This window comes from Polymorphospora sp. NPDC050346 (genome assembly GCF_040655695.1).
GTDB classification, from domain to species: Bacteria; Actinomycetota; Actinomycetes; order Mycobacteriales; family Micromonosporaceae; genus Polymorphospora; species Polymorphospora lycopeni.
In genome coordinates, this window is the sequence record NZ_JBFAKM010000017.1 from 132,891 (window position 1) to 158,070 (window position 25,180).

The following is a 25,180-nucleotide window of genomic DNA, read 5'->3' on the forward strand; positions in this document are numbered from 1 at the left end:
ATCCGACATCAGTACGCTCCGGAAGTTCGGGCGACGGCGGTGACCGTACGCATCAGAATCACGATGTCGAGGGACAACGACCAGTTCTCGACGTACCGCAGATCCAACCGGATCGCCTCCTCCCAGGACAGGTCCGATCGGCCGGAAACCTGCCACAGACCGGTCATTCCGGGCTTGACCGCCAACCGCCGCCGGACGTCGTCCGGATACGCCGCCACCTCCTGCGGCAACGGCGGACGCGGGCCGACCAGCGACATCTGCCCCCGAAGCACGTTCAGCAACTGCGGCAGCTCGTCCAGGGACAGCCGGCGCAACCAACGGCCGACCGGCGTGACCCGCGGATCGTCACGGATCTTGAAGAGCACCCCGTCGTGCTCGTTGAGATGCGCCAGCTCCGCCAGCCGCGCCTCGGCGTCGAGATACATGCTGCGGAACTTGTACATCAGGAACGGACTGCCGTCGCGGCCAGTTCGCACCTGACGGAACAATACCGGGCCGGGTGAGTCACGCCGGATGGCGACCGCCACCGCGAGCAGCACCGGGGCCAGCAGTACCAGCAGAAACGCCGCACCGACCCGGTCCACGACCTCCTTGACCACCCGGGCGCCCCCCTCCAGCCGGGGATGCTCGACGTGCAGCATCGGCAGCCCGTCCACCGGCCGGATCGTCGTACGCGCACCCGCGACGTCGATCAAGGCACTCGCCACGATCAGGTCCACCTCGTCGCGCTCCAGCCGCCACGCCAACCGGCGCAGCGCCTGCCCGTCCAGCTCCGGGCAGGACAGCACGACCACGGTGTCCGCCGCCGACCCCCGCACCGCCTCGGCCACGTCGTCGAACGTGCCCAGGACCGGCAGGTCCACGTCACCGGCCCGGCTCGGCGGCAGGCAGGCCCCCACCACCTCCATGCCGTGATACCGCTCCCGACGCAACTGCCGGGTGACGTGCAGGATCGCCAACTCGTGCCCGACCACGACCACCCGGCGCAGACACTCGCCCCGCTCGCGGGCCCGGTGCAGGCGCTTGCGCAGCGCGAACCGTACGACCACCGCCGCGAACGCCGCCGCCGGCAACGCCACCAGCACGTACGACCGGGCCGTCGGGATGTCGAACGCGTACGACACGATCGCCGCCCCGGCCGTCAGCCCCAGCCCCGCCCGGATCACCCGCTGGTACTCGTCGGTCCCGACGAAGAGGAACCTGCTCTCGTACGCCCGTGCCAGCGCCAGCACCGCCACCAGCGCCACCGGCAACAGCACCGAGAACAACAGATAGACCCGGTCCTCGACACTGGTCACCCGCCCGAAGCGCAGCACGAACGCCAGCGCCCCGGCCGCCAGCCCCACGCCGAGATCGGCGAGCAGCAGCGTCGACCGGTACCGGGACTCCCAGGCGGCGCGGCGCGGCACCGCGGCATGACGCCCCGGCACCCGGCGCGACCAGAACGGCGGCCGCGTCGCGTGCCGCGCCGGACGGGCACCGCCGGCCGACTCGCGGGCCCGGCGTGCCCGCCGTCCCGCGCCCTGATCATCGAGAAGATGCGGGTCGTCGAGAAGATCGAACCGGTCGTCGAGATCGAGGCCCGACCGGTCCACCGGATCGAACGCCTGCTCGATGTCGCGAACCAACTCCGGATCGGCCCGGGCGACCGTCAGCGGGCGGGCGGCGCCACCGGCCGGCGCCGGACTGGTCGGCACCACCGAGAAATCGAAGAACGGCAGCACGATCGTGTCGTCCTGCCGCCCTGGTGGGGCCCCCGCGGTCGGATCGAAGTCACTCAACCACCACCGCTGCACCCTGCCTCCCGAAAACCCGCAACCACGAACAGACCACCACAACGGGTACGTCTGCCGTGACCAACGCGTAAACGGGACAGGCGACACGGCGTCGCCGGACCGCCGCTACGAAGCGTGGTAGGTGTTCTGGGCCCACTCCAGCCCGCGGGTCACCACCGCCTCCACCACGTCGGCGGCCCGGTCGACCAGGAACTCCAACTCCTTACGCTCTACGGTCGAAAAGTCAGACAACACGTAGTCGGCCGGATCCTGCCGGCCCGGCGGGCGGCCGACACCGAACCGCACCCGCAGGTAGTCCTTCGTCCCGAGCGACTTCGACATCGAACGCAGCCCGTTGTGCCCGCCCTCGCCGCCACCAGACTTCGCCCGCAACTGCCCGTAGGCGATGTCCAGCTCGTCGTGGACCGCGACGACCTGCCCCGGCGGCACCTTGTAGAACTGCGCCAGAGCCGCCACCGGCCCGCCGGACAGGTTCATGTACGTCAACGGCTTCGCGATCACCAGCTTGGGCCCGCCGAACCCCAGCCGCCCTTCGGCCACGTCCGCCACCGCCCGCCGGTGCCGGCCGAACTTCGCCCCGACCCGGCCCGCCAGCAGATCGGCGACCATGAAGCCGACATTGTGCCGGTTGCCGGCGTACTCCCGGCCCGGATTGCCGAGCCCGACCACCAGCCACGGGTGAGCAACGTCCGACATGTTCGTCCTTCTCCTCGCCGACTTCCCCGGAAATCCTCGCCGACAACCCGGAAACAGAACAGGCGTCCCCGAACGGATCGGGGACGCCTGGCTGAAACGCTTTCGATCAGGCTTCGGCCGTGGCCTCGGCCTCGGCGGCCTCGCCCGTCTCCTCCGCCGCGTCCTCGGCGACCTCGGCGGTCTCCTCGGCGACCGGCTCGCCACCCTCGGCCTCGAGCTGCTCGGCGGTCGGCGCCACCGTCACCACGGCCACCACCAGCTCCGGGTCGACCGTCAGCTCGGCACCGGCCGGCAGCTTCACGTCGGCGGCGGTGACCTGCGAACCGGCCGTCAGGCCCTCGATCGAGGCCTCCAGGTGGTCGGGCAGCTTGGTCGCGTCGGCGTTGACCGACAGCGTCGCGTGCTCGTGCACGATCAGCGTGTCGCGGGCCGCCTCGCCGATCAGCTGCACCGGTACGTCGACGGTGATCTTCTCGCCGCGGCGTACGAGCAGCAGGTCGACGTGCTCGAACGTGTCACGGATCGGGTCACGCTGAATCGCCTTCGACACCGCGAGCACCTGGGTGCCGTCGGTGACGTCGATCGCGAAGAGCGCGTTGGCACCGTTGTGCCGGATCGCGGCGGCGAACTCCCGCGCCGGCAGCGCGATGTGGCGGGGCTTCTCGCCGTGGCCGTAAAGCACGGCCGGAACCTTGCCGGCCCGGCGGGTACGACGGGCACCACCCTTGCCGAACTCGGTACGGGGCTCGGCGCTGATCTTTACCTCGGACACGGGGAAACTCCTGATGCTATGGCTGCGGCGGGACGTCGGCTGGCGGTGCCGGGCGGGGGGCTCGCTGGGGCTCCTCGAAAGAGGCGCACTGCCCGGAGCACCGTGTCGATGACGGTGCCCCCATGCGGCTGTGCCTTCCCGGCACCGGCTCTTCGCACGGTGTCGACACCGCACCTTCCGGCACTGTGTCACATCGTGCCGTCAAGCGCTGGTTCGGTCAGCAGCGGCCCGCAGGGCACCCTCGCCATGGCAACCGCATAAGTCTACCCGAGCCACCGACCGGCCCTGACGCCGTACCCGGCCAATCGGCTTTGATCCCCCGGATGGGGCGTCCCCCGCGCCGGTAACCGGCGCGGGGGACGCCTCGAGTCAGCTCAGCCCACCGAAAAGGGTGGTCACCGAACCGTCGTCGAAGACCTCCCGGATCGCCCGCGCCAGCAGCGGCGCGATCGACAACACGGTGATCTTGTCGAGCCGCTTCTCGGGCGGCAGCGGCAGCGTGTTGGTCACCACCACCTCGCTGATCCGGCTGTTCTTCAACCGCTCCGTCGCCGGATCGGACAGCAGCGCGTGCGTCGACGCCACCACGATGTCGGCCGCACCGGCGTCGTAGAGGATCTCCGAAGCCTTGGTGATCGTGCCGCCGGTGTCGATCATGTCGTCGACGATCAGGCAGACCCGACCCTCGACCTCACCCACGACCCGGTTGGCGACCACCTGGTTGGGCTTCGACGGGTCACGCGTCTTGTGGATGAACGCCAGCGGGCAACCACCCAACCGGTCCGTCCAGCGCTCCGCCACCCGCACCCGGCCGGAGTCCGGCGCGACGACCGTCATCGGCCGGCCGGCGAACTTCGACTCGACGTAGGCGGCCAGCGTGTCCATCGCGAACAGGTGGTCGACCGGGCCGTCGAAGAAACCCTGGATCTGCGCGGTGTGCAGGTCCACCGTCAGGATCCGGTTGGCTCCCGCCGTCTTCAGCAGGTCGGCGACCAGCCGGGCCGAGATCGGCTCCCGGCCGCGGTGCTTCTTGTCCTGCCGCGCATACGGATAGAACGGCAGGACCACGGTGATCCGCTTGGCCGACCCGCGCTTCAGCGCGTCGACCATGATCAGCGTCTCCATGACCCACTTGTTGACACCGTGCGTCACGGACTGGACGACGAAGGCGTCCGAGCCACGCACCGACTCCCGGTATCGAACAAAGATCTCACCGTTGGCGAACTCGTAGGAATCGCTCGGCGTCGGTGCCACGCCCAGCACCTGGCCGATCTCCTCGGCAAGGTCGGGAAACCCCCGACCGGAGAAGAGCATCAGGCTCTTGCGGTTTTCGGCGACGATGCTGCCCATCGGCTCGTCTGCTCCCGTACGTTCGGTGGTGCCGGTGGCTCCGGGACTATTCGAGTGCAGTATCACCCGAGGTCGAATCCCGTTCACTTGCGTCGGCCATGACGTGCAATCCCTCACCCTCGACACCGGCCCCCGGCCCCGTCCCGGCAGCCCGCGCCGCGGCCTCCGCCGCCGCCGTACCCGGCCGGCGCCGCTCGACCCAGCCGGGGATGTTGCGCTGCTCACCACGCGCCACGCCCAGCGCACCCGGCGGCACGTCCTTGATGATCACCGAACCGGCCGCCGTATAGGCACCGTCACCGACCGTCACCGGCGCCACGAACATGTTGTCGGCACCGGTACGCGCGTGACTACCGATCGTCGTATGGTGCTTGGCCACCCCGTCGTAGTTGACGAAGACCGTCGCCGCACCGATGTTGCTCTGCTCGCCGATCGTCGCGTCACCGACGTACGACAGGTGCGGCACCTTCGACCCCTCGCCCACCGCGGCGTTCTTGGTCTCGACGAACGTACCGACCTTCGCCTTACGCGCCAGCCGCGACTTCGGCCGCAGATAGGCGTACGGGCCGACGCTCGCCTGCGGCCCGATCTCGGCCTGCACCGCGTGCGCCCGCAGCACCGTGGCGCCCGCGCCCACCGTCGTGTCGATCAGCGTCACGTCCGGGCCGACGACGGCCCCCTCGCCGACCACGCTGCTCCCCCGCAGCTGGGTGTTCTGGTCCAGCACGGCATCCCGCTCCAGCCGCACCGTCACGTCGACCCAGGTCGTCTCCGGGTCGAGGATGCTCACCCCGGCCCGCATCCAGCCGGCGTTGACCCGGTCGCGCAGCAGCCGGCGCAGGGCGGCCAACTCGACCCGGTCGTTGCAACCGAGCGTCTCCGTCGCGTCGGCGGCCACGTGCACCGCGACCGCCTCACCCGCCGCCGACAGCAGCCCGAAGACGTCGGTCAGGTATTCCTCACCCTGGTCGTTGTCGGTCGACAGCTTGCCGAGCGCCCCGCGCAGCAGCCGGGCGTCGAAGGCGTAGATGCCGGCGTTGATCTCACGGATCGCCCGCTGCTCCGCGGTCGCGTCGCGCTCCTCCACGATCTGCTCCAGGCCACCCCGGGCGTCCCGGACGATCCGGCCCAGCCCGGTCGGGTCGGTGACCTCGGCGGCAAGCACCGTGGCGGCGGCACCAGCGGTCTCGTGCGCCTCGACCAGCGCGGTGACAGTCTCCGGCCGCAACAACGGCACGTCGCCGTTGAGCACCACGACGGTGCCCTCGGCGTCAGAGATCGCCTCGACCGCGATACGTACGGCGTGACCGGTGCCGCGCTGCTCGGCCTGCAGCACCGGAACCGCTTCCGGGGCGATCTCGCCGAGATGCGCCGCGACCTGGTCCGCGCCGTGGCCGACCACGACCAGGGTGCGATCCGCAGCGGCCGGCGCGGCCGCCGCCAGGACGTGACCGACCAGGGTACGACCCAACAGCGGGTGCAGGACCTTGGGCAGTGCTGACTTCATCCGCTTGCCCTCACCGGCGGCAAGGACGACGACGGTGCGGGTACGGGACTGAGGCACGAGAAAGGCTCCCGTCGGGGCGACTGGTTGTCTGCGGCCCCATGCTAGCCATGACCGGGCTGACGCCGTCCGGTTACACCGGAGTAGAAACCCGCCCAACGGGCTGAGCTCGGCCGCCAGGGTTCGAACCTGAAATACGGGTACCAAAGACCCGGGTGTTGCCAGTTACACCACGGCCGAAAGAGACGGTGTCAGCCTACTGCCTCGCCCACCGCCGGCCGCAACCTTAACCGTGCCGGCCGACCGCCGCATCGACAATTCCCTCGATCGTCCAGTACAGCTCGCGGCTGCGTGGCACCTCCACGACGAGGCATCCGTGGTAGTCGTCGCCGGTGTTGTGGCGGGTGGTCGTCGGGCGGTGGCGTTTCAGGGTGGCCCGCCGGAACCGGTGGGCCGGCAACCGAAGGACCTCGGCCCACCACGCCTCGGCCGCGGCCACGTCGGCGGACTCGTGGATGCTGACCCGATAGTGCGGCACGTCCCGCCCTATCCCGCACACCGCCAGAAACCGTAGGAACAGCTCCACCAGACGCGGGTCGCTGTTGGTCAGGGTGACCCGCTCGTCGCGTCGCCACGGCTTCGACTTGCGTCCTTCGGACCAGTAGATGACGGCGCCGGCCAGCATCAGGTCGCGGTCGCCGACGACGCCGATCCGGGCGCGGGCGGCGTCATGGGCCACGGCCCGCCGCCGCTCCCGTTCGTCGTGATGTCCCGCCCAGCGGGCATCCGTCATCACCTTCGCGTGTGCCCGGCGATGTTCGGCCCGACGCTCCGGGTCGACCGGGATGTGCCGCACCCATCCGTAGACGGTGGACCTGGCGACCTGCAACTCGTCGGCGATCCTCGGCACCGACCGGCCGGCGGCCCGCATCGCCAGGGCTCTGGTCCTTCGCTCCGTCGGCTGGGCCTCGGTGGCCAGGGGATCCGTCATGCCCTCGACGCTCGCACAGGCGTACGGATTCGAGCGAGGGTTCCACGTACGCAGGATGGTCGATGAATAGCTACGGCACCGTAAGTTACGGTAACGTAGGCGTAAGTTATTGATCTCCCCCGCACGCATCGAGGTGCCATGACCACCGCAGTCCAGCCACCACCGCCCCGGACCGCCAACGCCCCCAAGCCGCTCACCGAGGGCAAGCAGCCGCTCGGCATCCAGATCGCCCTCTGGTCCTTCGTGATCGTCCCGTTCCTCGCCCTGATCGCCGCCGTACCCGTGGCCTGGGGTGGCTGGCTGAGCTGGACGGACGTGGCGATCGGCCTGGTCTGGTATCTCGTCGCGGGCCTCGGTATCACGGTCGGCTTCCACCGCTACCTCACCCACGGATCGTTCAAGGCCAAGCGGTGGCTGCGGATCACCCTGGCGGTCGCCGGCTCGCTCGCCGTCGAGGGCAACGTCACGCAGTGGGTCGCCGACCACCGGCGGCACCACGCGTTCTCCGACGTCGAGGGCGACCCGCACTCGCCGTGGCGGTTCGGCACCAGCGTCTGGGGGCTGACCAAGGGTCTCTTCCACGCCCACGTGGGCTGGCTCTTCCACCGCGAGCTGTCCAACCGGGCCCGGTTCGCCCCCGACCTGCTGGCCGACAAGGACATCCGGCGCGTCGACCGCCTCTTCCCGGTCCTCGTGATCATCTCGGCGCTGACTCCGGCACTGATCGGCGGCCTGGTCACCTGGTCGTGGCAGGGCGCGCTGACCGCGTTCTTCTGGGCCGGCCTGGTCCGCATCGCCCTGTTGCACCACGTCACCTGGTCGATCAACTCGGTGTGCCATGTCTACGGCGAGCGCCCGTTCGAGGTGCGGCAGGGGGACCGCGCCTCGAACTTCTGGCCGCTGGCGATCGTGTCGTTCGGGGAGAGCTGGCACAACCTGCACCACGCCGACCCCACCAGTGCCCGGCACGGCGTGCTGCGCGGGCAGGTCGACATCTCGGCCCGGGTCATCTGGCTGTTCGAGAAGCTGGGCGCCGCGTCGGACGTACGGTGGCCGAAGCAGGAGCGGATCGCCGCGAAGCTGGTCAAATCAACCACACCGCAGTGAGCAGCGCGGTCCCGGACATCCCGCCCATGTCTAACGCCTGGCAGGATGGCCCCGTGACCGAGCGGAGCGAGGGAACCATCAGGCTCAGTGATCCACGGTGGCGCCGAGCGCAGCGAGGTGACGCCGTGACCGAGCGGAGCGAGGGAACCATCAGGCTCAGTGATCACCACGGTGACGCCGAGCGCAGCAAGGGGACACCGTGACCGAGCGCAGCGAGGGTCCGGCTGTCACAGGCGGCGGACGTGCCCGACCGGCTGCCGCGGCGGCCAAGAGCGGTTCCCGGGTACGGATGTCGGCCGCCCAGCGGCGCGAGCAACTGATCGCGACCGGCCGGCAACTGTTCGCCGAGCGCGGCTTCGACGCGACGTCGATCGAGGAGGTCGCGGCCCGGGCCAAGGTTTCGAAGCCCGTCGTGTACGAGCACTTCGGCGGCAAGGAGGGCCTCTACGCGGTGGTGGTGGACCGGGAGGTGCGGGCGCTGCTCGACCGGATCACGACCGCGTTGACCGCCGGGCATCCGCGGGAACTGCTGGAGCAGGCGGCGCTGGCGCTCCTCGACTACATCGAGAACGAGACCCACGGCTTCCAGGTGCTGGTCCGCGAGTCGCCCGTGTTGTCGGCGACGGGCAATTTCAGCAGTGTCATGAACGACGTGGCGCACCAGGTCGAGCACATTCTGGGTGCCGAGTTCAAGAGCCGGGGGTACGACCCGAAGCTGGCGGAACTCTACTCGCAGGCGCTGGTGGGCATGGTGGCGTTGACCGGCCGCTGGTGGCTGGAGGTACGCAAGCCGCGCAAGGAGACGGTGGCGGCCCATCTGGTCAATCTCGCCTGGAACGGCCTGTCGCATCTGGAGGCCAAGCCCACCCTGCTCACCCGCTGAGCACGGTCACGGGGCGGTCGGTCAACTTCGGGAGGACGGCTGGCTGCGGTACCTCTCTTCGGCGTGGGCGTCTTCGGGTGAGCCGACCTTGTCGTAGAGGCCGGTCGCGAGGAATATCAGCCCGAAGATCATCGACACGATCACGGTCGACATCGAGAAGTTGAGGAAGTTCAGGTCGGTCTGCATCACGGCCATCATGCCGATGGCGGCGGCCATGAACAGGATGCCGATGCCGAGGTTGAGGTAGTGGGAGAAGTTCCTGCCGAGGACCGAGCCGATCAGGATGACCAGGCCGAAGACGACCGACATGATGGCGAAGGCCAGGTTGGTGCGTAGGCCGAGCACCCAGACGGGGCCGCGTTCGAAGAGCGGGTCGCCCCAGGTGCGGACGGTGCCGACGATGCCGAAGAAGAGGACGTACGCGCCGACGAGTCCGGCGATCGTCCGGTAGAGCGGCCGCAGCGGGTGGTTGACGGGTATGTGCGCCATCGCGTCTTCTCCTGCCGTACCTCCGTGGGGGCTCGGCCTGATTCTCACCCGGGACGCGCACGGGCGTCCGCCGAACGGCGGACGCCCGTGGTGGCTACGGCGGGAGGGGTGACTAGAGGATGAGGCGGGCGTCCTGCCAGGCGCGGTGCTCGTCGTCGGTGCCGACCTTGCCGTACATGCCGGCCATCAGCAGGACGATGCCGATCATCATGGTGACGACGACGGTGGCGACGGTGAAGTTGAAGATGTTGGCGTCGGTGCGCAGTACGGCGAGTTCGCCGAGGCCGAGTGCCATGAAGAGGTAGCCGAGCCACTTGTTGACGGCGGCGTCGATGTTGCGGCCGAGCCCGGTGGCCACCAGGATGATCACCCCGAGTACGGCGGAGACGACCGAGAAGCCGAGGTTGGTGCCCTGGCCGAGCACGGCGCTGCCGTCCTGCGCGAAGAACTCCCCGCTGCCGGTCTCGATGAAGCCGAGCACGCCGAAGACGATCAGGTAGAGGCCGATCAGCGCGCCGATGGCCCGGTAGATCGGCCGCGCGGGATGGTTGACGGGGTTGTGCGCCATGTCTGAAGTCTCCAACGCCGTTTCCAGTGGTGGTCGCCGACGATTCTCGCGCACAGCCCCGGCGTGACGGCGGACACCCCTGGTGGTCAGGTGTCGGGGAGCTGTTCGGCGAGGGCGAGCCAGGCTTCCTCGACGGCTTCGCGGTCGGCGGTGACGGTCCGCAGTTGGGCGTCGAGTTCGGCGACCTTGGCGTAGTCGGTGGCGTTGGCGGCGAGCTGCTCGTGCAGTCCGGCCGCCTTCTGTTCGAGCTTGGCGACCTGGCGTTCGAGCCGGGTGAGTTCCTTGCGGGCGGTGCGGACCTCGGCCGCGCTGAGTCCCGGCGCACCGGCCTCGGACGTTCCTCCACCGGCCGGGCGGCCGGCACCGTCCCCGGCACGTCCACCGGACGTACCAGCTGTCCGCGCGGCGGGGCCGGTGACCCGGGCCAGGTATTCGTCGACGCCGCCGGGCAGGTGGACCAGCCGGCCGTCGCCGAACATCCCGTACGCGACGTCGGTGACCCGTTCGATCAGGTAGCGGTCGTGGCTGGCGACGACGACGGTGCCGGGCCAGGAGTCGAGAAGGTCCTCGAGCGCGGCGAGGGTGTCGGTGTCGAGGTCGTTGGTCGGCTCGTCGAAGAGCAGCACGTTGGGTTCGGCGGCGAGCAGGCGCAGGATCTGGAGGCGGCGCCGTTCGCCGCCGGAGAGGTCGCCGACCGGGGTCCAGAGCCGCCGGTCGTCGAAGCCGAACATCTCGGCGAGTTGGGAGGCGGCGAGTTCCCGGTCGCCGAGGGTGACCCGGCGGGCGACCTCCTCGACGGCTTCGAGGACCCGGAGTTCGCGGGGCAGCTCGGCGAGTTCCTGGGAGAGGAACGCGGGCCGGACGGTGGAGCCGGTGACGATGCGTCCCTTGTCGGGTCCGCGTACGCCGGCGAGCAGCCGGAGCAGGGTGGTCTTGCCGGCCCCGTTCGCGCCGAGCAGGGCGATCCGGTCGCCGGGGCCGACCTGCCAGGTGAGGTCGTCGAGGATGAGTTTGGGGCCGGCGAGCAGGGTGACGTCGGTGAGGTCGTAGACCTGCTTGCCGAGGCGGGCGGTGGCCAGCCGTTGCAGGGTGACGGTGTCGCGCGGTTCGGGTACGTCGGCGATGAGCGCGTTGGCGGCCTCGATCCGGAAGCGCGGCTTGGAGGTACGGGCCGGCGGGCCGCGCCGCAGCCAGGCGATCTCCTTGCGGAGCAGGTTCTGCCGGCGGGCCTCGGTGGCGGCGGCGACCCGTTCGCGTTCGACGCGGGCCAGCGTCCAGGCGGCGAAGCCGCCTTCGTAGACGCGTACGGCGCGGTCGGCGACCTCCCAGGTGGTGGTGCAGACGGCGTCGAGGAACCAGCGGTCGTGGGTGACGACGACGAGGGCGCCGCGCCGGCCGGTGAGGTGGCGGGCGAGCCAGTCGACGCCGGCGACGTCGAGGTGGTTGGTGGGCTCGTCGAGGATCAGCAGGTCGGCGGTGCGGACCAGGAGGGCGGCCAGTGCCACCCGGCGCCGTTCGCCGCCGGACATCGGCCCGACGGGCTGGTCGAGGCCGAGGTGGGGCATGCCGAGGCCGTCGAGGATCGACCGTACGCCGGCGTCGCCGGCCCATTCGTGTTCGGCGCCGAAGCCCTCGGGCAGCCAGGCGGTGCCGATGACGACGTCGCGGACGGTGGCTTCGGGGGCCAGGTCGAGGGTCTGCGGCAGCCAGGCGACCCGCAGGTCGCGGCGGTGGGTCACCCGGCCGGAATCCGGTTCCTCGATCTTGGTCAGCATCCGGAGCAGGGTGGACTTGCCGGCGCCGTTGAGGCCGACGACGCCGATCCGGTCGCTGTCGTCGAGGCCGAGGGAGACGTCGGTGAGGAGCTGGCCGGCCGCGCCGTAGCCCTTGGACACCCGGTCCAGGTTGACGATGTTGGCCAAGACTCCACCTCTGCTGGCTGTGCGCATGTGTGCGGTCGTCCGCGGGTGCGGTCGACCGCCGAGACTAATTTGCGACCGCGGGTTGTGCGGGCGACCGCCAAGACTAACGCGGGCGGTCAGACGATCCGGGCGCCGGCGACGGGTCCGTGGGCGGTGCGGGCTTCCCGGCAGACGCCGCTGGCCGCCAGTTCGTCGGCGATGCGGCGGGCGTCGGCGGCGTCGGCGGCCAGGAATACGCAGGTCGGGCCGGAGCCGGAGACTAGGCCGGCGAGGGCGCCGGCGGCCCGGCCGGCGTCGAGTACGTCGGCGAGGGCCGGGCGCAGCGACACGGCCGCGGGTTGGAGGTCGTTGCCGAGGGCGGCGCCGAGCACGGCCGGGTCGCGTTGGCGCAGCGCGGCGAGGAGGGCGTCGGCGCTGCCGAGGGCGGCGGGTGCGGTGCCCGTGTCGCGCAGCCGGTCGATCTCGCGGTAGACCGCCGGGGTGGACAGGCCGCCGTCGGCGATGGCGACGACCCAGTGCCAGGTGCTGGGGCGGGCGAGGACGGGGCTGACCGTCTCCCCGTGGCCGGTGCCGAGCGCGGTTCCGCCGTGGACGAGGAACGGTATGTCGGAGCCGAGTCCGGCGCCGATGTCGGCGAGTTCGTCGCGGCTGAGGCCGGTGCCCCACAGCGTGTCGCAGGCGAGCAGGGTGGCGGCGGCGTCGGCGCTGCCGCCGGCGAGGCCGCCGGCGAGCGGGATCTGCTTGCGCAGGTGGAGGCGGGCGTGGGCGGGCATTCCCGCGTGGGCGGCCAGGGCGCGGGCGGCCCGGATGATCAGGTTGGTCTCGTCGAGGGCGAGTTCACCGGCGCCCTCGCCCTCCATGGTGAGGATGAGGGTGTCGCCGTGGCGGGCGGTCAGCTCGTCGTGGATCGAGATCGCGTGGTAGACGGTGTTGAGTTCGTGGTAGCCGTCGGGGCGTAGTGGTCCCACCCCGAGATGCAGGTTGATCTTGGCGGGCACGCGTACCCGGACCGGTCCGGTCGCCCACCGGCGTGGCTGGTCGCCGTCGCCACCCGGTCCCCACGCCTCGGTCACCGGACGCGACCAGCGGCGAGGCGGCGGGGGGCGGGGGGCCTGATCGGCTCGGCCCGCCCGGTCGTTGATCTCCTGTCCGGCACGGGCGACAGCCTACTCGGCGGCCGCCGTGCCGCCGGGAGCCGCCGCGGCGATCGCCGCGAACTGTTCGACGGTCAGCGACTCACCGCGGGCGCCGGGGTCCACCCCGGCGCGGGTCAGCGCGGCCGCGGCCCGGTCCGGGCCGCCGGCCCAGCCGGCGAGCGCCCCGCGCAGCATCTTGCGCCGCTGCGCGAACGCCGCGTCGACGACGGTGAAGACCACCTCCCGGGGTACGCCGGCCCGGGGCGGCTCGCGCCGGGTGAACGCGACCAGTCCGGAGTCGACGTTCGGCACCGGCCAGAAGACGTTGGGCGGCACCCGGCCGGCGCTCTTCGCGCTCGCGTACCAGGACAGCTTGACCGACGGGATGCCGTACACCTTGGAGCCGGGACCGGCGACCAGCCGGTCGGCGACCTCCTTCTGCACCATCACCAGGCCGCGCCGCAGGCTCGGCAGCTCGGCGAGCAGGTGCAGGACGACGGGTACGGCGACGTTGTACGGCAGGTTGGCGACCAGTGCCGTCGGCGCCGGGGCGGCGAGGTCGGCGGCGGTGATCCGCAGCGCGTCGGCGTGGTGCACGGTCAGTCGGGCGGCCTCGGCCGGCGTGGCGTACGTCCCGACGGTGTCCGGGAGGGCGCCGGCCAGCACCGGGTCGAGTTCGACGGCGTGGACGTGCCGGGCCACCGGCAGCAGGGCGAGGGTCAGCGAGCCGAGGCCCGGCCCGACCTCGACGACGACGTCGTCGGGGTCGAGGTCGGCGGCGGCGGCGATCCGGCGCACCGTGTTGGGGTCGTGGACGAAGTTCTGGCCGAGCTTCTTCGTCGGTGCGACGCCGAGCCGCGCGGCGAGTTCCCGGATCTCCACCGGCCCAAGCAGTCCCATGCCCGCAGAGCCTACGGTCCCCGTCGTCGGCCGCTGGCGGGGCAGGTTCAGGCGGTGCGGCCGGCTCGCCGGACCCGGCCGTCGGCCAGCAGCGCGAACAGCGCCAACGCGACGCCGAGGCCGACGGTCACGCTGATCACCAGCGGGCGATCGGGGTGGGTGGCGGCGGGCGCCGACATGATCCCGGCCACCGCCGTGGCAAGTGCGGCGGCCAGCATGAGGTAGCGGGCGATGGTCACCGGCACGCCAGGCGCGACGGAACCCGCCGACCCGGTCGGGACAGCCGCGCCGCGGGTCGGTGGGTGGCTGACGAGCAGCGCGGTCACCAGGATCGTCAGCGAGCCGACGACGCCGCCCAGTCCGGCGATCAGCCACGGCAGGCCGATTCCGGTCACGCCCGCGCTGATCCCGTTGCCGCCGGCAGCCGCGACCAGGCCGAAGATCACCACGGCCAGCAGGTGTGACGGCGCGACACGGAGCAGCCGGCGACGCCCCGTCTGGTCAGCCCTCATCCGCGTGCCCTTCGGTGATCCACCTGATGCTCGCCTGGCAGCGTACGCCGGGCCAGGGCCCGACCGCTGCCCCGTTACCAGGGGCCGAAGACGCGGTCGCCGGTGGCGGAGATGGCCGCGCAGAGTTCGTCGAGGTCGGCGCCGGTCGTCTCGGCGAGTGCCCGCACGGTCAGCGGGATCAGGTACGACGCGTTGGGGCGGCCTCGGTGCGGCATCGGCGTCAGGTAGGGCGCGTCGGTCTCGACCAGCAGCTGGTCCAGCGGGGTGATCTTCGCGGCGTCGCGCAGCGCGGTGGCGCTGCCGAACGTCACGGTGCCGGCGAAGCTGAGCACGTAGCCCCGGCGTACGCACTCGGCGGCGAACTCGGCGTCGCCGGAAAAGCAGTGCAGTACGACGGTCTCCGGCGTCCCTTCGTCGTCGAGCACCCGCAGTACGTCGGCGTGCGCGTCCCGGTCGTGGATGACCAGTGCCTTGCCGAAGCGCTTGGCGATGGCGATGTGCGCCCGGAAGCTGCGCTCCTGGGCCGCCCGGCCGTCCTCTCCGGTGCGGAAGAAGTCCAGGCCGGTCTCGCCGATGCCGCGTACGCGGTCGTCGGCGGCCAGCGTCTCGATCTCGCGCAGCGCCTCGTCGAGGTCGGCCAGCCGGGGCGCCTCGTTGGGGTGCAGCGCGACGGTCGCCACCACCGCCGGATGCTTCGCGGCCGTCTCGACGCCCCACCGGGACGACGCCACGTCGACGCCGACCTGCACCAGCCGGTCGACGCCGGCCTGCGCGGCGACGGCGATCGCGGTGGCGACGGGGTCGCCGCCGGTCGGCGGGGTGGCGGTGCCGGATCCGCCGGGCGTGCCCGCCTCGGTGATCGTGATGTCGAGGTGGGTGTGGCTGTCGATCACCGGCCGGGGCAGCGGCTCGGGCGCGGGCGGGAACTCACCGGCCCGCCGGGCCGCGCGCTGGCGGCGGGTCTCGGTCGACTCAGTCATCGCCGCCAGCATCACACACCGCCGTCACCCGCCCGCTCCCTCCCCGCCGCTGCACACCTCGGCACGGACTGAGCGCCAGCGGGGTTGTCGCGGCTGGGAAACCCCGCTGGCGCTCAGTTCGTCGGCGTTCACTCCGCCAGGCGGGCCAGTTCCTCGTCGACGATCGAGGGGTCGAGCTTGCGGAAGACCGGCTTCGGCACGGCCAGCGGACGGCCGGCCGGCAGCGGCACCGACTCCCAGCGGGTGCCGACGGTGTAGTCGCCGGTCAGCACCGGGTAGGCCGGCCCGCCGTCCAGGTCCTCGACCTCGACGATCGACGGCATCGGGGCGTGTACGCCGGTGCCGCCGAGCAGCTCGTGCACCTTCTGCGCCGAGTGCGGCAGGAACGGGGTGAGCAGCGTGTTCGCGTCGCTGACCACCTGGAGCGCGACGTGCAGGATGGTCCCCATCCGGGGCTTGTCGTCGTCGCCCTTGAGCTTCCACGGCGCCTGGTCGGACAGGTAGCGGTTGGCCTCGGCGACGACCCGCATCGCCTCCCCGATCGCCTGCTTCTGCCGGTGCCGGCCGATCAGGTCGCCGACGGTGTCGAAGCCGGCGCGGGCGGTGGCGAGCAGCGCCTCGTCGGCGGGGGTGAGCCCGGCCGGGTCGACCGGCGGGACGGCACCGAAGTTCTTCGCCGCCAGTGAGATCGACCGGTTGACCAGGTTGCCCCAGCCGGCGACGAGTTCGTCGTTGTTGCGGCGGCGGAATTCGGCCCAGGTGAAGTCGGTGTCGTTGCTCTCCGGGCCGGCGACCGCGATGAAGTAGCGCAGGGCGTCGGCGTCGTAGCGGGCCAGGAAGTCGCGTACGTAGATGACGACCTGGCGCGACGACGAGAACTTGCGGCCCTCCATGGTCAGGAACTCGCTGGAGACGACCTCGGTCGGCAGGTTGAGCCGACCCAGTTCGCCGGGGTTGCCGTCGCGGTCGCCCTCGCCGGAGTAGCCGAGGAGCAGCGCCGGCCAGATCACCGAGTGGAAGACGATGTTGTCCTTGCCCATGAAGTAGTAGCCGCGGGCGTCCCTGCCCTCGCCGTCGGCGGCCCACCACCGGCGCCAGGCGTCGGGGTCGCCGGAGCGGCGGGCCCATTCGATGGAGGCGGACAGGTAGCCGATGACCGCATCGAACCAGACGTAGATCCGCTTGTCGCTACGGTCGCGCCAGCCGTCGAGCGGGATCGGCACCCCCCACTCCAGGTCGCGGGTGATCGCCCTCGGCTGGAGGTCGTCGAGCAGGTTCTTGGAGAACCGCAACACGTTGGTGCGCCAGCCCTCGCGGGTGTCGAGCCACTTGCCGAGCGCCTGGGCGAAGGCGGGCAGGTCGAGGAAGAAGTGCTCGGTCTCGACGAACTTCGGCGTCTCGCCGTTGATCTTCGAGCGCGGGTTGATCAGGTCGACCGGGTCGAGCTGGTTGCCGCAGTTGTCGCACTGGTCGCCGCGGGCGCCGTCGTAACCGCAGATCGGGCAGGTGCCCTCGATGTAGCGGTCGGGCAGGGTGCGGCCGGTCGACGGCGAGATGGCGCCCATGGCGACCTTGGGCACGATGTAGCCGTTGGCGTACAGCCCCTCGAAGATCTGCTGCACGACCGCGTAGTGGTTGCCGGTCGTGGTCCGGGTGAAAAGGTCGTACGACAGCCCGAGGCCGTGCAGATCCTCGACGATGACCCGGTTGTAGCGGTCGGCCAGCTCGCGCGGGGTCACCCCCTCCTTGTCGGCCTGGACCTGGATCGGGGTGCCGTGCTCGTCGGTGCCGGAGACCATGAGTACGTCGTGCCCGGCCATCCGCATGTACCGGCTGAATACGTCGGAGGGCACTCCGAAGCCGGAGACATGGCCGATGTGGCGCGGGCCGTTGGCGTAGGGCCAGGCGACCGCGGCGAGAACGTGACTCATGGCGGACAAGCCTAGTGACCGGGTACGGGACGACGCGAACGGATAGCCGAGCCGACCGACTCCCGACCTTCTTCACGCCAGCCGGGCGACTTGTCCGCTTTGTCGGCCGACACGCGCGGCCGGCTGCGCCACCATCCGACCGGGGCGTAGTCCAATGAAGGTTGTGACGGGCGAATCTACGGCGGCGCGGCCGGGCGACAGCACCGACAGCACACCGGCCACGACGGCCCGACCCGGGACCGGCCGGGGCGGCAGCGGTGCCGGCCCCTGGGCGGAAACGGGTCCGGACGCCGCCTGGTGGCGAGGCGATCCGGCCGCCACGGCGGCCAGGTTCGCTCCGGTACCGGCATCCGAACCGGCCGTCCCGCCGGCCCCGACCGTCAGCCTGACGCCGGAGGCCCGGACCGCGCCACCCACCGAGACGGAGGCCGACCGGCCCGGTCCGGTGCGGGAGCCCGTCGAGCCGGACCCGATGCCGACGCCCGTCGCGCCCGGTCCGGCCGCCCCGGGTGCGGCGGTCCCCGGCCGGGTTGCGGCTCCGGCCGAACCCGCCCCTGTAGTACCGGCGGATCCGCCGGCACCGCCCGACGACGCGCCCCGAGCCGCCGAGTTCGTCAAGCCGGCACCCGCGCCCACGGACGCGACCACCCGGCCCGGCACCGACCTCCCGGCCCCCCGGACGGCCGCCCCGATCCCGGCGGCCACGGACACCCCGGATCCGGACGAGGCACCGACCGCCACGACCGAGCCGACCGAGCCGGCCATGACGAGTGCACCCGTCGCCGCGCCCGACGCCGCCGACGAGCCCGAGCCGGCCGGTGCCCCTGAAGCAGGCAAGACACCCGAGCCCGCCACGGAACCCGAACCAGCCGACGAGGGGTCGGCTGGCGGAGCGGGGACGGCCAAGGAACCCGAGGCCGCCGAAAGGCCCGAGCAGGTCGGCGACCCCGAACCGGCACCCGAACCGGCACCCGAACCGGCACACGGACCCGAACTGGTGCACGAGCCGGTGCACGAACCCGTGGCCGCCCTGGAGCCGCCCCCGGCTGAGGACTCCACCCCCGCGACGAAACCCGACCCGGCCGGCACCCCCGAGGGCGTCCGCGCCGAACCCGCCCCCGTGCCGGCCGTCGTCGACGGTGACAGCGGCGCCGGCAGCCGGCGCGACGGGGTCGAGCCGACGATCGGAGTGGAGTCCGCCCAGCTCGAACTGCCGGCGCAACCGGTCGTGGTGGCGCGGCCGGTGCCCGCCGTACCGGATGGGGGTGGCCGGGCGACGGCCCGGGCGGCGGTCCCTGCCGCGCGCGCCGCGGAGCCCGCGCGGACGGCCCCGGCGGACGGCGAACCGTTCTGGTTGCCGACCGAGGACGTGCCCGGTGAGGGGCCGGAGTGGCCGGGGCAGCGGATGCGGGCCGGCCGGCGGCAGCCGGCGACGGCCGCGCCGCGACGGGGCAAGGTGCCCCGGCCGCCGCGCCGCCCGATCGCCGGCCTGGCGTCGCTGGTGCTGTTGGCGCTGGTGGCGACGTTCTTCGCGTGGGTGAGTGCCGAGCCGCTGTGGCTCGCGCTGGGGCGCGGCAGCGCCGGTACGGCGACCGTGACGAACTGTGCCGGCGACGGTGTCGGCCAGCGCTGCGAGGGTGCGTTCACGTCGGCGGGCGGGACGTTCACCAGCGGGTCGGTACGGCTGCTCGGGGTGGCACAGGAGCAGCGGAGTGCCGGTACGCAGGTGTCGGCGCGGATGGTCGGCTCGGACAGCGGTACGGCGTACGTGGCCGGTGACACGGCGACGCTGCATCTGCGGTGGGCGCTCGGGCTGACGCTGGTGCTGCTGTGCGGGGTCGGCATCGTCTGGGCGACCGGCGCGCTGCGCCTGACCGACCGGCGGTCCCGGCGCCTGGCGACCCTGACCAGCCTGGCCGCCCCGCTGCTGCTGACGATCGGCTTCCTGGCCGCGACGTTCTGACCGCCCGCCCCGCATGATCCTGGTGATCAGGGAGCAGGTCGGCGCAGCGGGGTGCGAACTCCCTGGTCACGCGGATCTTGACGGTCAGGCCGGGGCGTGGACGATCTGGTAGACGTCGCGTCGGCGGAGCGCGTGGGTGGTCGCCACCGCTTCGATGGCGTCGCGGCGGGTCATACCGGCGGCCTCGTGGCCGGCCACCTCGGCCCGTAGCTCGGCGTCGGTCGGGCGCGGCGGCGGGCCGGCCGGCGCCCCGGCCACGACCAGGGTGATCTCGCCACGCGGTTCGCCGTCGGCGGCCCAGGTGGCCAGTTTGCCGAGCGGCTGGCGCAGCACCTCCTCGTACGTCTTGGTCAGCTCGCGGCAGACGGCGGCCGGCCGGTCGGGGCCGAAGGTGGTCGCGAGGTCGGCGAGCGCGCCGGCGATCCGGTGCGGCGACTCGAAGAAGATCAGGGTGCGTTCCTCGGTGGCGAGGGCGCGCAGCCGGGCGCGGCGCGGGCCACCGGTGCGGGGCAGGAAGCCCTCGAAGCAGAACCGGTCGCTGGGCAGGCCGGAGACGGCGAGCGCGGTGGTGACGGCGCTCGGGCCGGGGGCGGCGGTGACCGGTGCCCCGGCGTCGAGGGTGGCCCGGACGAGGCGGTAGCCGGGGTCGGAGACGCTCGGCATGCCGCCGTCGGTGACCAGCGCGACCAGCGCGCCGTCCACGATGGCCCGGACCAGGTCGGCGGTGCGGCGTTCCTCGTTGCCCTCGAAGTACGACACGATGCGGCCGGCGACGGTGATGTCGAGGTCGCGGGCCAGCCGGGTGAGGCGTCTGGTGTCCTCGGCGGCGACGATGTCGGCGGCGGCGAGCGTGTCCCGCAGCCGGCTGGAGGCGTCGGCGGGGTTCCCGAGCGGTGCACCAACAAGCACCAGTCGCCCTTTTGCGGACAAATTTCCCACCAATCGAGCCCTTCATCGACACGCGTGACTTACAACAGTTGGACAACGGACGTCGTTTTACGCCTCCGCAGCCTACGATCGCGGGGTGACCCCGGCGGCGACAGCGCAGAAGCGCATCGACAGCGCGCAGACCGTCCGCGAACAACCGGACGAATCGGTGCCCACCGCGTCCGGCGACGGACCGGACGACGGCCCGGCGCGCGGCATCCCGGCGATCGTACGGCGCCGCCTGGCGCCCTTCGACGCACGCCTCGACCCGTGGTCCTGGGTCGCGACCGGCGTCGTCGTGGCGATCGCCGCGATCCTGCGCCTGGTCGGGCTGGGACATCCGCCGGGCAAGATCTTCGACGAGATCTACTACGCCCGCGACGCGTGGGGCCTGGTCACCAAGGGCGTCGAGTGGAACTACACGGACAACGTCGCCTCCTACGTGGTGCATCCGCCGCTCGGCAAGTGGCTGATCGGGCTCGGCCAGTGGGCCTTCGGCTACGCCGACACCGAGCAGAACATCTCGGTCGCCGGCAACATCGCGACCCTCTCGCCGGAGGTCGGCTGGCGGATCTCGGCGGCGGTCATCGGCACCCTGTCCGTGCTCATCATGGTGCGTACGGCCCGCCGGCTCTTCCACTCCACCGTGCTCGGTTGCGCCGCCGGCCTGCTGGTCGCCCTCGACGGCTTCCACCTCGTACTGTCGCGCACCGCCCTGCTCGACATCTTCATCATGTTCTTCGTCTTCGCCGCGTTCGCCGCCCTGGTCGTCGACCGTGACGTACGGCGCCGCCGCTGGCTGAACGCGATGGAGACGGGTCTCGACCCGAGCCGCCCCGGACGGGCCGGCCGGCCCGCGTTCGACTGGCGTACCGGGATCCCGTGGTGGCGGCTGCTCGCCTTCGTGCTGATGGGCTGCGCCGTCGCGGTGAAATGGAGCGCGCTCGCCTTCGTACCGGTCTTCGTGCTGATGATCGTGTGGTGGGAGGCCGGAGCTCGCCGTTCGGCCGGCGTACGGCGGCCGTGGCGCGACACGCTGCTCGACGAGACCGGCTGGCTGGCCCTGGGTGCCCTGGTGCTGGTGCTCACCTACCTGGCGACCTGGACCGGCTGGTTCCTCAGCGACGAGGGCTACTACCGGCACTGGCGGGCCGACTCCGGCATGTCCGAGCCGCCGATCATCGGGGCGCTGCTCAACCTGGCGCACTACCACTCCGAGGCGTACAACTTCCACAGCACCCTGGACCGGCCGCACACCTACCAGTCGTGGCCGTGGCAGTGGCTGCTGCTCGGCCGCCCGGTGGCCTTCTACTGGTCGACCGACGGGGCCTGCGGGGCGGCGAGCTGTGCGGCCGAGATCCTGCTGCTCGGCACGCCGCTGCTCTGGTGGTCGTTCCTGCCGGCGATCGTGGCGGTGGCCTGGCTCGGCATCGCCCGGCGGGACTGGCGGGCCGGCACGATCCTGCTCGCCCTGGCCGCCGGCCTGCTGCCCTGGTTCTACTACGCGCTCGACAGCCGCACGATGTTCAACTTCTACACCGCGCCGGCCCAGCCCTTCCTGGTGCTGGCGGTGGTCTACGTGCTCGGGGCGATCATCGGCCAGACCCGGCCGGCGGTGCCGGCCGGCGGTGCCGACGCGTCCCCGGCACAGCCGGGCGACACCGGCGGACCGCCGGACGCCGGCCCGCCGGAGAGCGTCGCCGGCCCGGGGTTGGGGCGGCCGAGCGAGCCGCCGCCCGGGTCGGAAGCGGCTGGCGTCGCGCCGGCTGAGGGTTCCGACGTGGTCGTGGTTGGCGAGAAGTCGACGACCACCGAGCCGGAGCCGGCGTCGTCGGGTAGTTCCGACCGCCGGCTGGTCGGCGCGGTCATCGCCGGCGTGTACGTCCTGCTGGTGGCGGTCTGTTTCGCGTACTTCCACCCGGTGTTCGTCGGGAAGCTGTTGCCCTATGCCGAGTGGTCGGCGCGGATGTGGCTGGGCAGTCGCTGGATCTGATCGGGTCGACCGGCCGGGGCGCCACGGGTTCCACCGCGGCGTGCCGGCCCGGTGGGCTGCGGCCCCGCCCGGCTTGACACCGGGCTGATCAGGCACAACGGCCGGCAGCATCAGGCACGACAGGCGGCAGGCTCAGGCGCGACAAACAGGCAGGATCAGGCGCACCTACCAGGCGGATCTGGCGCAAAAAGGTGCGCGCCCCGATCGCCTGCCACGGGGGAAGCGGGCGATTGGGGCGCGCACGCATGAGCTTAACCACCCTGGATCACCCGCACAACGGGTGACCTCCGGTCAGATTTCTGACCATAGCCTCAGCTTGCGACCGGCGGGACCGCCATGATCGTCGGTTGGCCGGCTCACCTTCTCCCACTGTTTACGCAAGATCCCTTCCCCCAAGGGAACCGCGTATGTCTATATCTGCGTCAGACGATTTATCTCTCGACGTGGATGGAGTCGACATGTCACGGACCCTCCGTTGGGCTGCCGCCCTACTGGCCGGCAGCACCGTCGCCGTACTCGGCGTCGCCGCCCCCGCTCAGGCCGCCACCATCTCCCAGCCACTACGTACGATGATTGCCAACCTGCCCGTCGCCAGCGAGGTCCGTACGGGTTACAACCGGGACCTCTTCCCGCACTGGATCGACGCGAACAGCAACGGCTGCAACACCCGTTACGAGGTGCTCATCGCCGAGGCGACCACCCGACCCTCCGTCGGTTCCGGCTGCACGCTGTCCGGCGGCCGCTGGTACTCGTACTACGACGGTGTCTCCACCACCGCGCCCAGCGGTTTCGACATCGACCACATGGTGCCGCTGGCCGAGGCGTGGGACTCCGGCGCCCGCAACTGGACCAACTCGCGCCGGCAGTCGTTCGCCAACGACCTCGGCGACGCCCGGTCCCTGGTCGCCGTCACCGCCAGCAGCAACCGCTCGAAGGGCGACAAGGACCCGGCCGAGTGGACGCCGTCGCGCGACCTGTGCCGCTACATCGGCGAGTGGACCGCGGTGAAGACCCGCTGGCGTCTCACCGTCGACACCGCCGAGAAGAACGCCCTGACCAGTCGCGCCGCCGGCTGCTCCAACGTCACGCTGACCGTCACCCACGCCTTCTGACCCGGTTCCGGTCCACCGCCGGAAGATCACGGGATAGTCCGGCGGTGGACCGGGTACGTCCTTCGGGACCGTCATCGGCGGAACCGGAGGGTATGTCGTGAACGTCCAGACAACCGAAACCCAGATCAAGATCGGCCAGATACGCCTCGACGCCGACCTGGTGGTGCCGCCCGACGCCGAGGGCCTGGTCGTATTCGCCCACGGGAGCGGCAGCTCCCGGCACAGCCCGCGCAACCGGGCGGTGGCCGCCGTGTTCAACGAACGCCACCTGGCCACCCTGCTCGTCGACCTGCTCACGCCCGAGGAGGAGCAGACCGACCTGCAGACCGCCGAGCTGCGGTTCGACATCGGGCTGCTCGCCGACCGGCTGGTCAACATCGTGGACTGGCTGGGCGACAGCCGGGCCACGCCGCCGCTGCCGATCGGGCTGTTCGGCGCCAGCACCGGCGGGGCCGCCGCCCTGGTCGCCGCCGCCGCGGCACGCGACCACATCCGGGCGGTGGTGTCGCGTGGCGGCCGGCCCGACCTCGCCGGCCCGGCGCTCGGCGACGTACGGGCACCGGTCCTGCTGCTGGTCGGCGAGCTGGACCACGACGTACTCGAACTGAACCGGCAGGCCGCCAAGATGCTGTGCGCCGGCACCGAGCTGCGGATCATCCCCGGCGCCACCCACCTCTTCGAGGAGCCCGGCGCGCTGGAACAGGTGGCCGACGAGGCCGCGACCTGGTTCCACGACCACCTGACCGTGCCGGCCTGACCGTGCCGGCCCGACCGGCCGGACCGCCCCACGGATCACCCGGTTTCCGTCCGACCCCCGCCGTAGCCTGACCGGACCGGCTACGGAGGGGGCGGACGGATGGACCTGCTGGCGGGCGTACGCAAGATCTGTCTCGGGTTTCCCGAGGTCACCGAGCGACTGAGCCACGGCACACCGACCTGGTTCGTGCGCGGCAAGAGCACCTTCGTGACGCTGCACGAGACCGGCCATCACCGGAACCAGTTCCCGCACCTGTGGTGCGCGGCGCCGGCGGGCGCGCAGGAGGAGCTGATCGCGGCCGAGCCGGAGCGGTTCTTCCGCCCGCCCTACGTCGGTCACCGGGGTTGGCTCGGCGTACGCCTCGACGGCGACGTGGACTGGACCGAGATCGCCGAGCTGTGCGAGGACGCCTACCGGGTGATCGCGCCGAAGGGTCTGGTCGCCGAACTCGACGCCCGCTAGCTGACACGGCCGGACGTCAACTCTCATTGACAGCCTTTCGGACGTCAACTACCGTTGACTTATCAACCAAAGTTGACGGACTCCCGGAGTCTGCCCAGACTGTCGGGCATGGAGGCTGACGAGCTGATGAGCCTGGTCAAGGTAGCCGGCGACGACGATCCGAAAAGGGCTCTCGCCGCCACCGCCGCCGCCCGCCGCGAACTCGAACGCCTGGAAGCGGTGCAGGTTCGCCGCGCCCGCGCCCAGGGCGGCACCTGGGCCGAGATCGCCACCGCGCTCGGCGTGAGCAAGCAGGCCGTGCACAAGAAATACGGCGGCCGCGTCCTATTCCACAGCGAACGGTAGCCCGGCCCGGGGCCGCGGCGGTGGCCGGGGCGGCCGCGGGGGGGGGGGGGGCGCCGGTGTTTTGTGGCGGGGGCGGGGGGGTGT

At 71.7% G+C, this 25,180-nt stretch carries 22 protein-coding genes, 1 tRNA gene and 1 pseudogene; 8 read left to right on the forward strand and 16 right to left on the reverse strand.

Annotation, left to right across the window (positions count from 1 at the left end; genetic code table 11):
- Positions 1–8: 8 nt before the first annotated feature.
- The 7 genes from AB0I42_RS19395 to AB0I42_RS19425 all read right to left on the reverse strand — a co-directional run bounded on the left by AB0I42_RS19395 (position 9) and on the right by AB0I42_RS19425 (position 7,109).
- Complete coding sequence (locus AB0I42_RS19395; protein ID WP_357538907.1) at positions 9–1,781, reverse strand: sugar transferase; 1,773 nt, start codon at positions 1,779–1,781, stop codon at positions 9–11.
- 120 nt (positions 1,782–1,901) lie between these two features.
- The gene (gene pth / locus AB0I42_RS19400) at positions 1,902–2,492 is read right to left on the reverse strand and encodes an aminoacyl-tRNA hydrolase (protein ID WP_357538908.1); all 591 of its coding nucleotides are present in this window, start codon (positions 2,490–2,492) and stop codon (positions 1,902–1,904) included.
- Positions 2,493–2,598: 106 nt separating this feature from the next.
- Positions 2,599–3,264, reverse strand: a complete 666-nt coding sequence (locus AB0I42_RS19405) for a 50S ribosomal protein L25/general stress protein Ctc (RefSeq protein ID WP_357538909.1) — start codon at positions 3,262–3,264, stop codon at positions 2,599–2,601.
- Between the two features lie 369 nt (positions 3,265–3,633).
- The gene (locus tag AB0I42_RS19410; protein WP_357538910.1) at positions 3,634–4,614 is read right to left on the reverse strand and encodes a ribose-phosphate diphosphokinase; all 981 of its coding nucleotides are present in this window, start codon (positions 4,612–4,614) and stop codon (positions 3,634–3,636) included.
- 46 nt (positions 4,615–4,660) lie between these two features.
- Positions 4,661–6,178, reverse strand: coding sequence for a bifunctional UDP-N-acetylglucosamine diphosphorylase/glucosamine-1-phosphate N-acetyltransferase GlmU (gene glmU / locus AB0I42_RS19415; RefSeq protein ID WP_357538911.1), 1,518 nt, complete (start codon positions 6,176–6,178; stop codon positions 4,661–4,663).
- Between the two features lie 108 nt (positions 6,179–6,286).
- Positions 6,287–6,358, reverse strand: a tRNA-Gln gene (locus tag AB0I42_RS19420).
- A gap of 46 nt (positions 6,359–6,404) precedes the next feature.
- Positions 6,405–7,109, reverse strand: coding sequence for a helix-turn-helix domain-containing protein (locus AB0I42_RS19425; RefSeq protein ID WP_357538912.1), 705 nt, complete (start codon positions 7,107–7,109; stop codon positions 6,405–6,407).
- A gap of 138 nt (positions 7,110–7,247) precedes the next feature.
- Between AB0I42_RS19425 and AB0I42_RS19430 the strand changes: the two genes are divergently transcribed.
- Both AB0I42_RS19430 and AB0I42_RS19435 read left to right on the forward strand, forming a co-directional pair.
- The gene (locus AB0I42_RS19430; RefSeq protein WP_357538913.1) at positions 7,248–8,216 is read left to right on the forward strand and encodes an acyl-CoA desaturase; all 969 of its coding nucleotides are present in this window, start codon (positions 7,248–7,250) and stop codon (positions 8,214–8,216) included.
- 199 nt (positions 8,217–8,415) lie between these two features.
- Entirely contained in the window at positions 8,416–9,099 is a 684-nt protein-coding gene (locus AB0I42_RS19435; RefSeq protein WP_357538914.1) for a TetR/AcrR family transcriptional regulator, read from the forward strand.
- 21 nt (positions 9,100–9,120) lie between these two features.
- Here the strand turns inward: AB0I42_RS19435 and AB0I42_RS19440 are convergent, their stop codons facing one another.
- The 8 genes from AB0I42_RS19440 to metG all read right to left on the reverse strand — a co-directional run bounded on the left by AB0I42_RS19440 (position 9,121) and on the right by metG (position 17,537).
- Positions 9,121–9,588, reverse strand: a complete 468-nt coding sequence (locus AB0I42_RS19440; RefSeq protein ID WP_357538915.1) for a DUF4383 domain-containing protein — start codon at positions 9,586–9,588, stop codon at positions 9,121–9,123.
- 112 nt (positions 9,589–9,700) lie between these two features.
- A complete protein-coding gene (locus AB0I42_RS19445) occupies positions 9,701–10,156 on the reverse strand; it encodes a DUF4383 domain-containing protein (RefSeq protein ID WP_357538916.1) in 456 nt (151 codons plus the stop codon).
- Positions 10,157–10,242: 86 nt separating this feature from the next.
- On the reverse strand, positions 10,243–12,078 hold the full coding sequence (locus AB0I42_RS19450) for an ABC-F family ATP-binding cassette domain-containing protein (protein ID WP_357538917.1): 1,836 nt from the start codon (positions 12,076–12,078) through the stop codon (positions 10,243–10,245).
- A gap of 116 nt (positions 12,079–12,194) precedes the next feature.
- Positions 12,195–13,151, reverse strand: coding sequence for a 4-(cytidine 5'-diphospho)-2-C-methyl-D-erythritol kinase (locus AB0I42_RS19455; RefSeq protein WP_357538918.1), 957 nt, complete (start codon positions 13,149–13,151; stop codon positions 12,195–12,197).
- Positions 13,152–13,244: 93 nt separating this feature from the next.
- Positions 13,245–14,114, reverse strand: a complete 870-nt coding sequence (rsmA, locus tag AB0I42_RS19460; RefSeq protein WP_357538919.1) for a 16S rRNA (adenine(1518)-N(6)/adenine(1519)-N(6))-dimethyltransferase RsmA — start codon at positions 14,112–14,114, stop codon at positions 13,245–13,247.
- 47 nt (positions 14,115–14,161) lie between these two features.
- Positions 14,162–14,626 carry a hypothetical protein gene (locus AB0I42_RS19465; RefSeq protein ID WP_357538920.1) on the reverse strand — a complete coding sequence of 155 codons (465 nt, stop codon included), beginning with the start codon at positions 14,624–14,626 and terminating at the stop codon, positions 14,162–14,164.
- Positions 14,627–14,700: 74 nt separating this feature from the next.
- Positions 14,701–15,618, reverse strand: coding sequence for a TatD family hydrolase (locus AB0I42_RS19470; protein ID WP_357538921.1), 918 nt, complete (start codon positions 15,616–15,618; stop codon positions 14,701–14,703).
- Between the two features lie 116 nt (positions 15,619–15,734).
- Entirely contained in the window at positions 15,735–17,537 is a 1,803-nt protein-coding gene (gene metG, locus AB0I42_RS19475) for a methionine--tRNA ligase (RefSeq protein WP_357538922.1), read from the reverse strand.
- Positions 17,538–17,700: 163 nt separating this feature from the next.
- Here metG and AB0I42_RS19480 point away from each other — a divergent pair, with 163 nt between their 5' ends.
- Positions 17,701–19,500, forward strand: a complete 1,800-nt coding sequence (locus tag AB0I42_RS19480; protein ID WP_357538923.1) for a hypothetical protein — start codon at positions 17,701–17,703, stop codon at positions 19,498–19,500.
- A gap of 84 nt (positions 19,501–19,584) precedes the next feature.
- On the opposite strand, the gene rsmI is transcribed toward AB0I42_RS19480, so the two are convergent.
- A complete protein-coding gene (gene rsmI, locus AB0I42_RS19485) occupies positions 19,585–20,439 on the reverse strand; it encodes a 16S rRNA (cytidine(1402)-2'-O)-methyltransferase (protein ID WP_357538924.1) in 855 nt (284 codons plus the stop codon).
- Positions 20,440–20,644: 205 nt separating this feature from the next.
- On the opposite strand from rsmI, the pseudogene AB0I42_RS19490 reads away from it, so the two are divergent.
- From AB0I42_RS19490 to AB0I42_RS19510, 5 genes and pseudogenes are all read left to right on the forward strand, one after another.
- Positions 20,645–22,420: pseudogene (locus tag AB0I42_RS19490) on the forward strand (phospholipid carrier-dependent glycosyltransferase); the annotation flags it as partial.
- A 458-nt stretch (positions 22,421–22,878) separates the two neighbouring features.
- Positions 22,879–23,532 (forward strand): HNH endonuclease family protein, encoded by a 654-nt coding sequence (locus tag AB0I42_RS19495; RefSeq protein WP_357538925.1) that lies wholly within the window; start codon positions 22,879–22,881, stop codon positions 23,530–23,532.
- A 97-nt stretch (positions 23,533–23,629) separates the two neighbouring features.
- Positions 23,630–24,289: a dienelactone hydrolase family protein gene (locus tag AB0I42_RS19500; RefSeq protein WP_357538926.1), complete on the forward strand. Its 660-nt coding sequence runs from the start codon at positions 23,630–23,632 to the stop codon at positions 24,287–24,289.
- 99 nt (positions 24,290–24,388) lie between these two features.
- Positions 24,389–24,751 (forward strand): MmcQ/YjbR family DNA-binding protein, encoded by a 363-nt coding sequence (locus tag AB0I42_RS19505; RefSeq protein WP_357538927.1) that lies wholly within the window; start codon positions 24,389–24,391, stop codon positions 24,749–24,751.
- Positions 24,752–24,859: 108 nt separating this feature from the next.
- A complete protein-coding gene (locus AB0I42_RS19510; protein ID WP_357538928.1) occupies positions 24,860–25,096 on the forward strand; it encodes a helix-turn-helix domain-containing protein in 237 nt (78 codons plus the stop codon).
- Positions 25,097–25,180 lie beyond the last annotated feature (84 nt).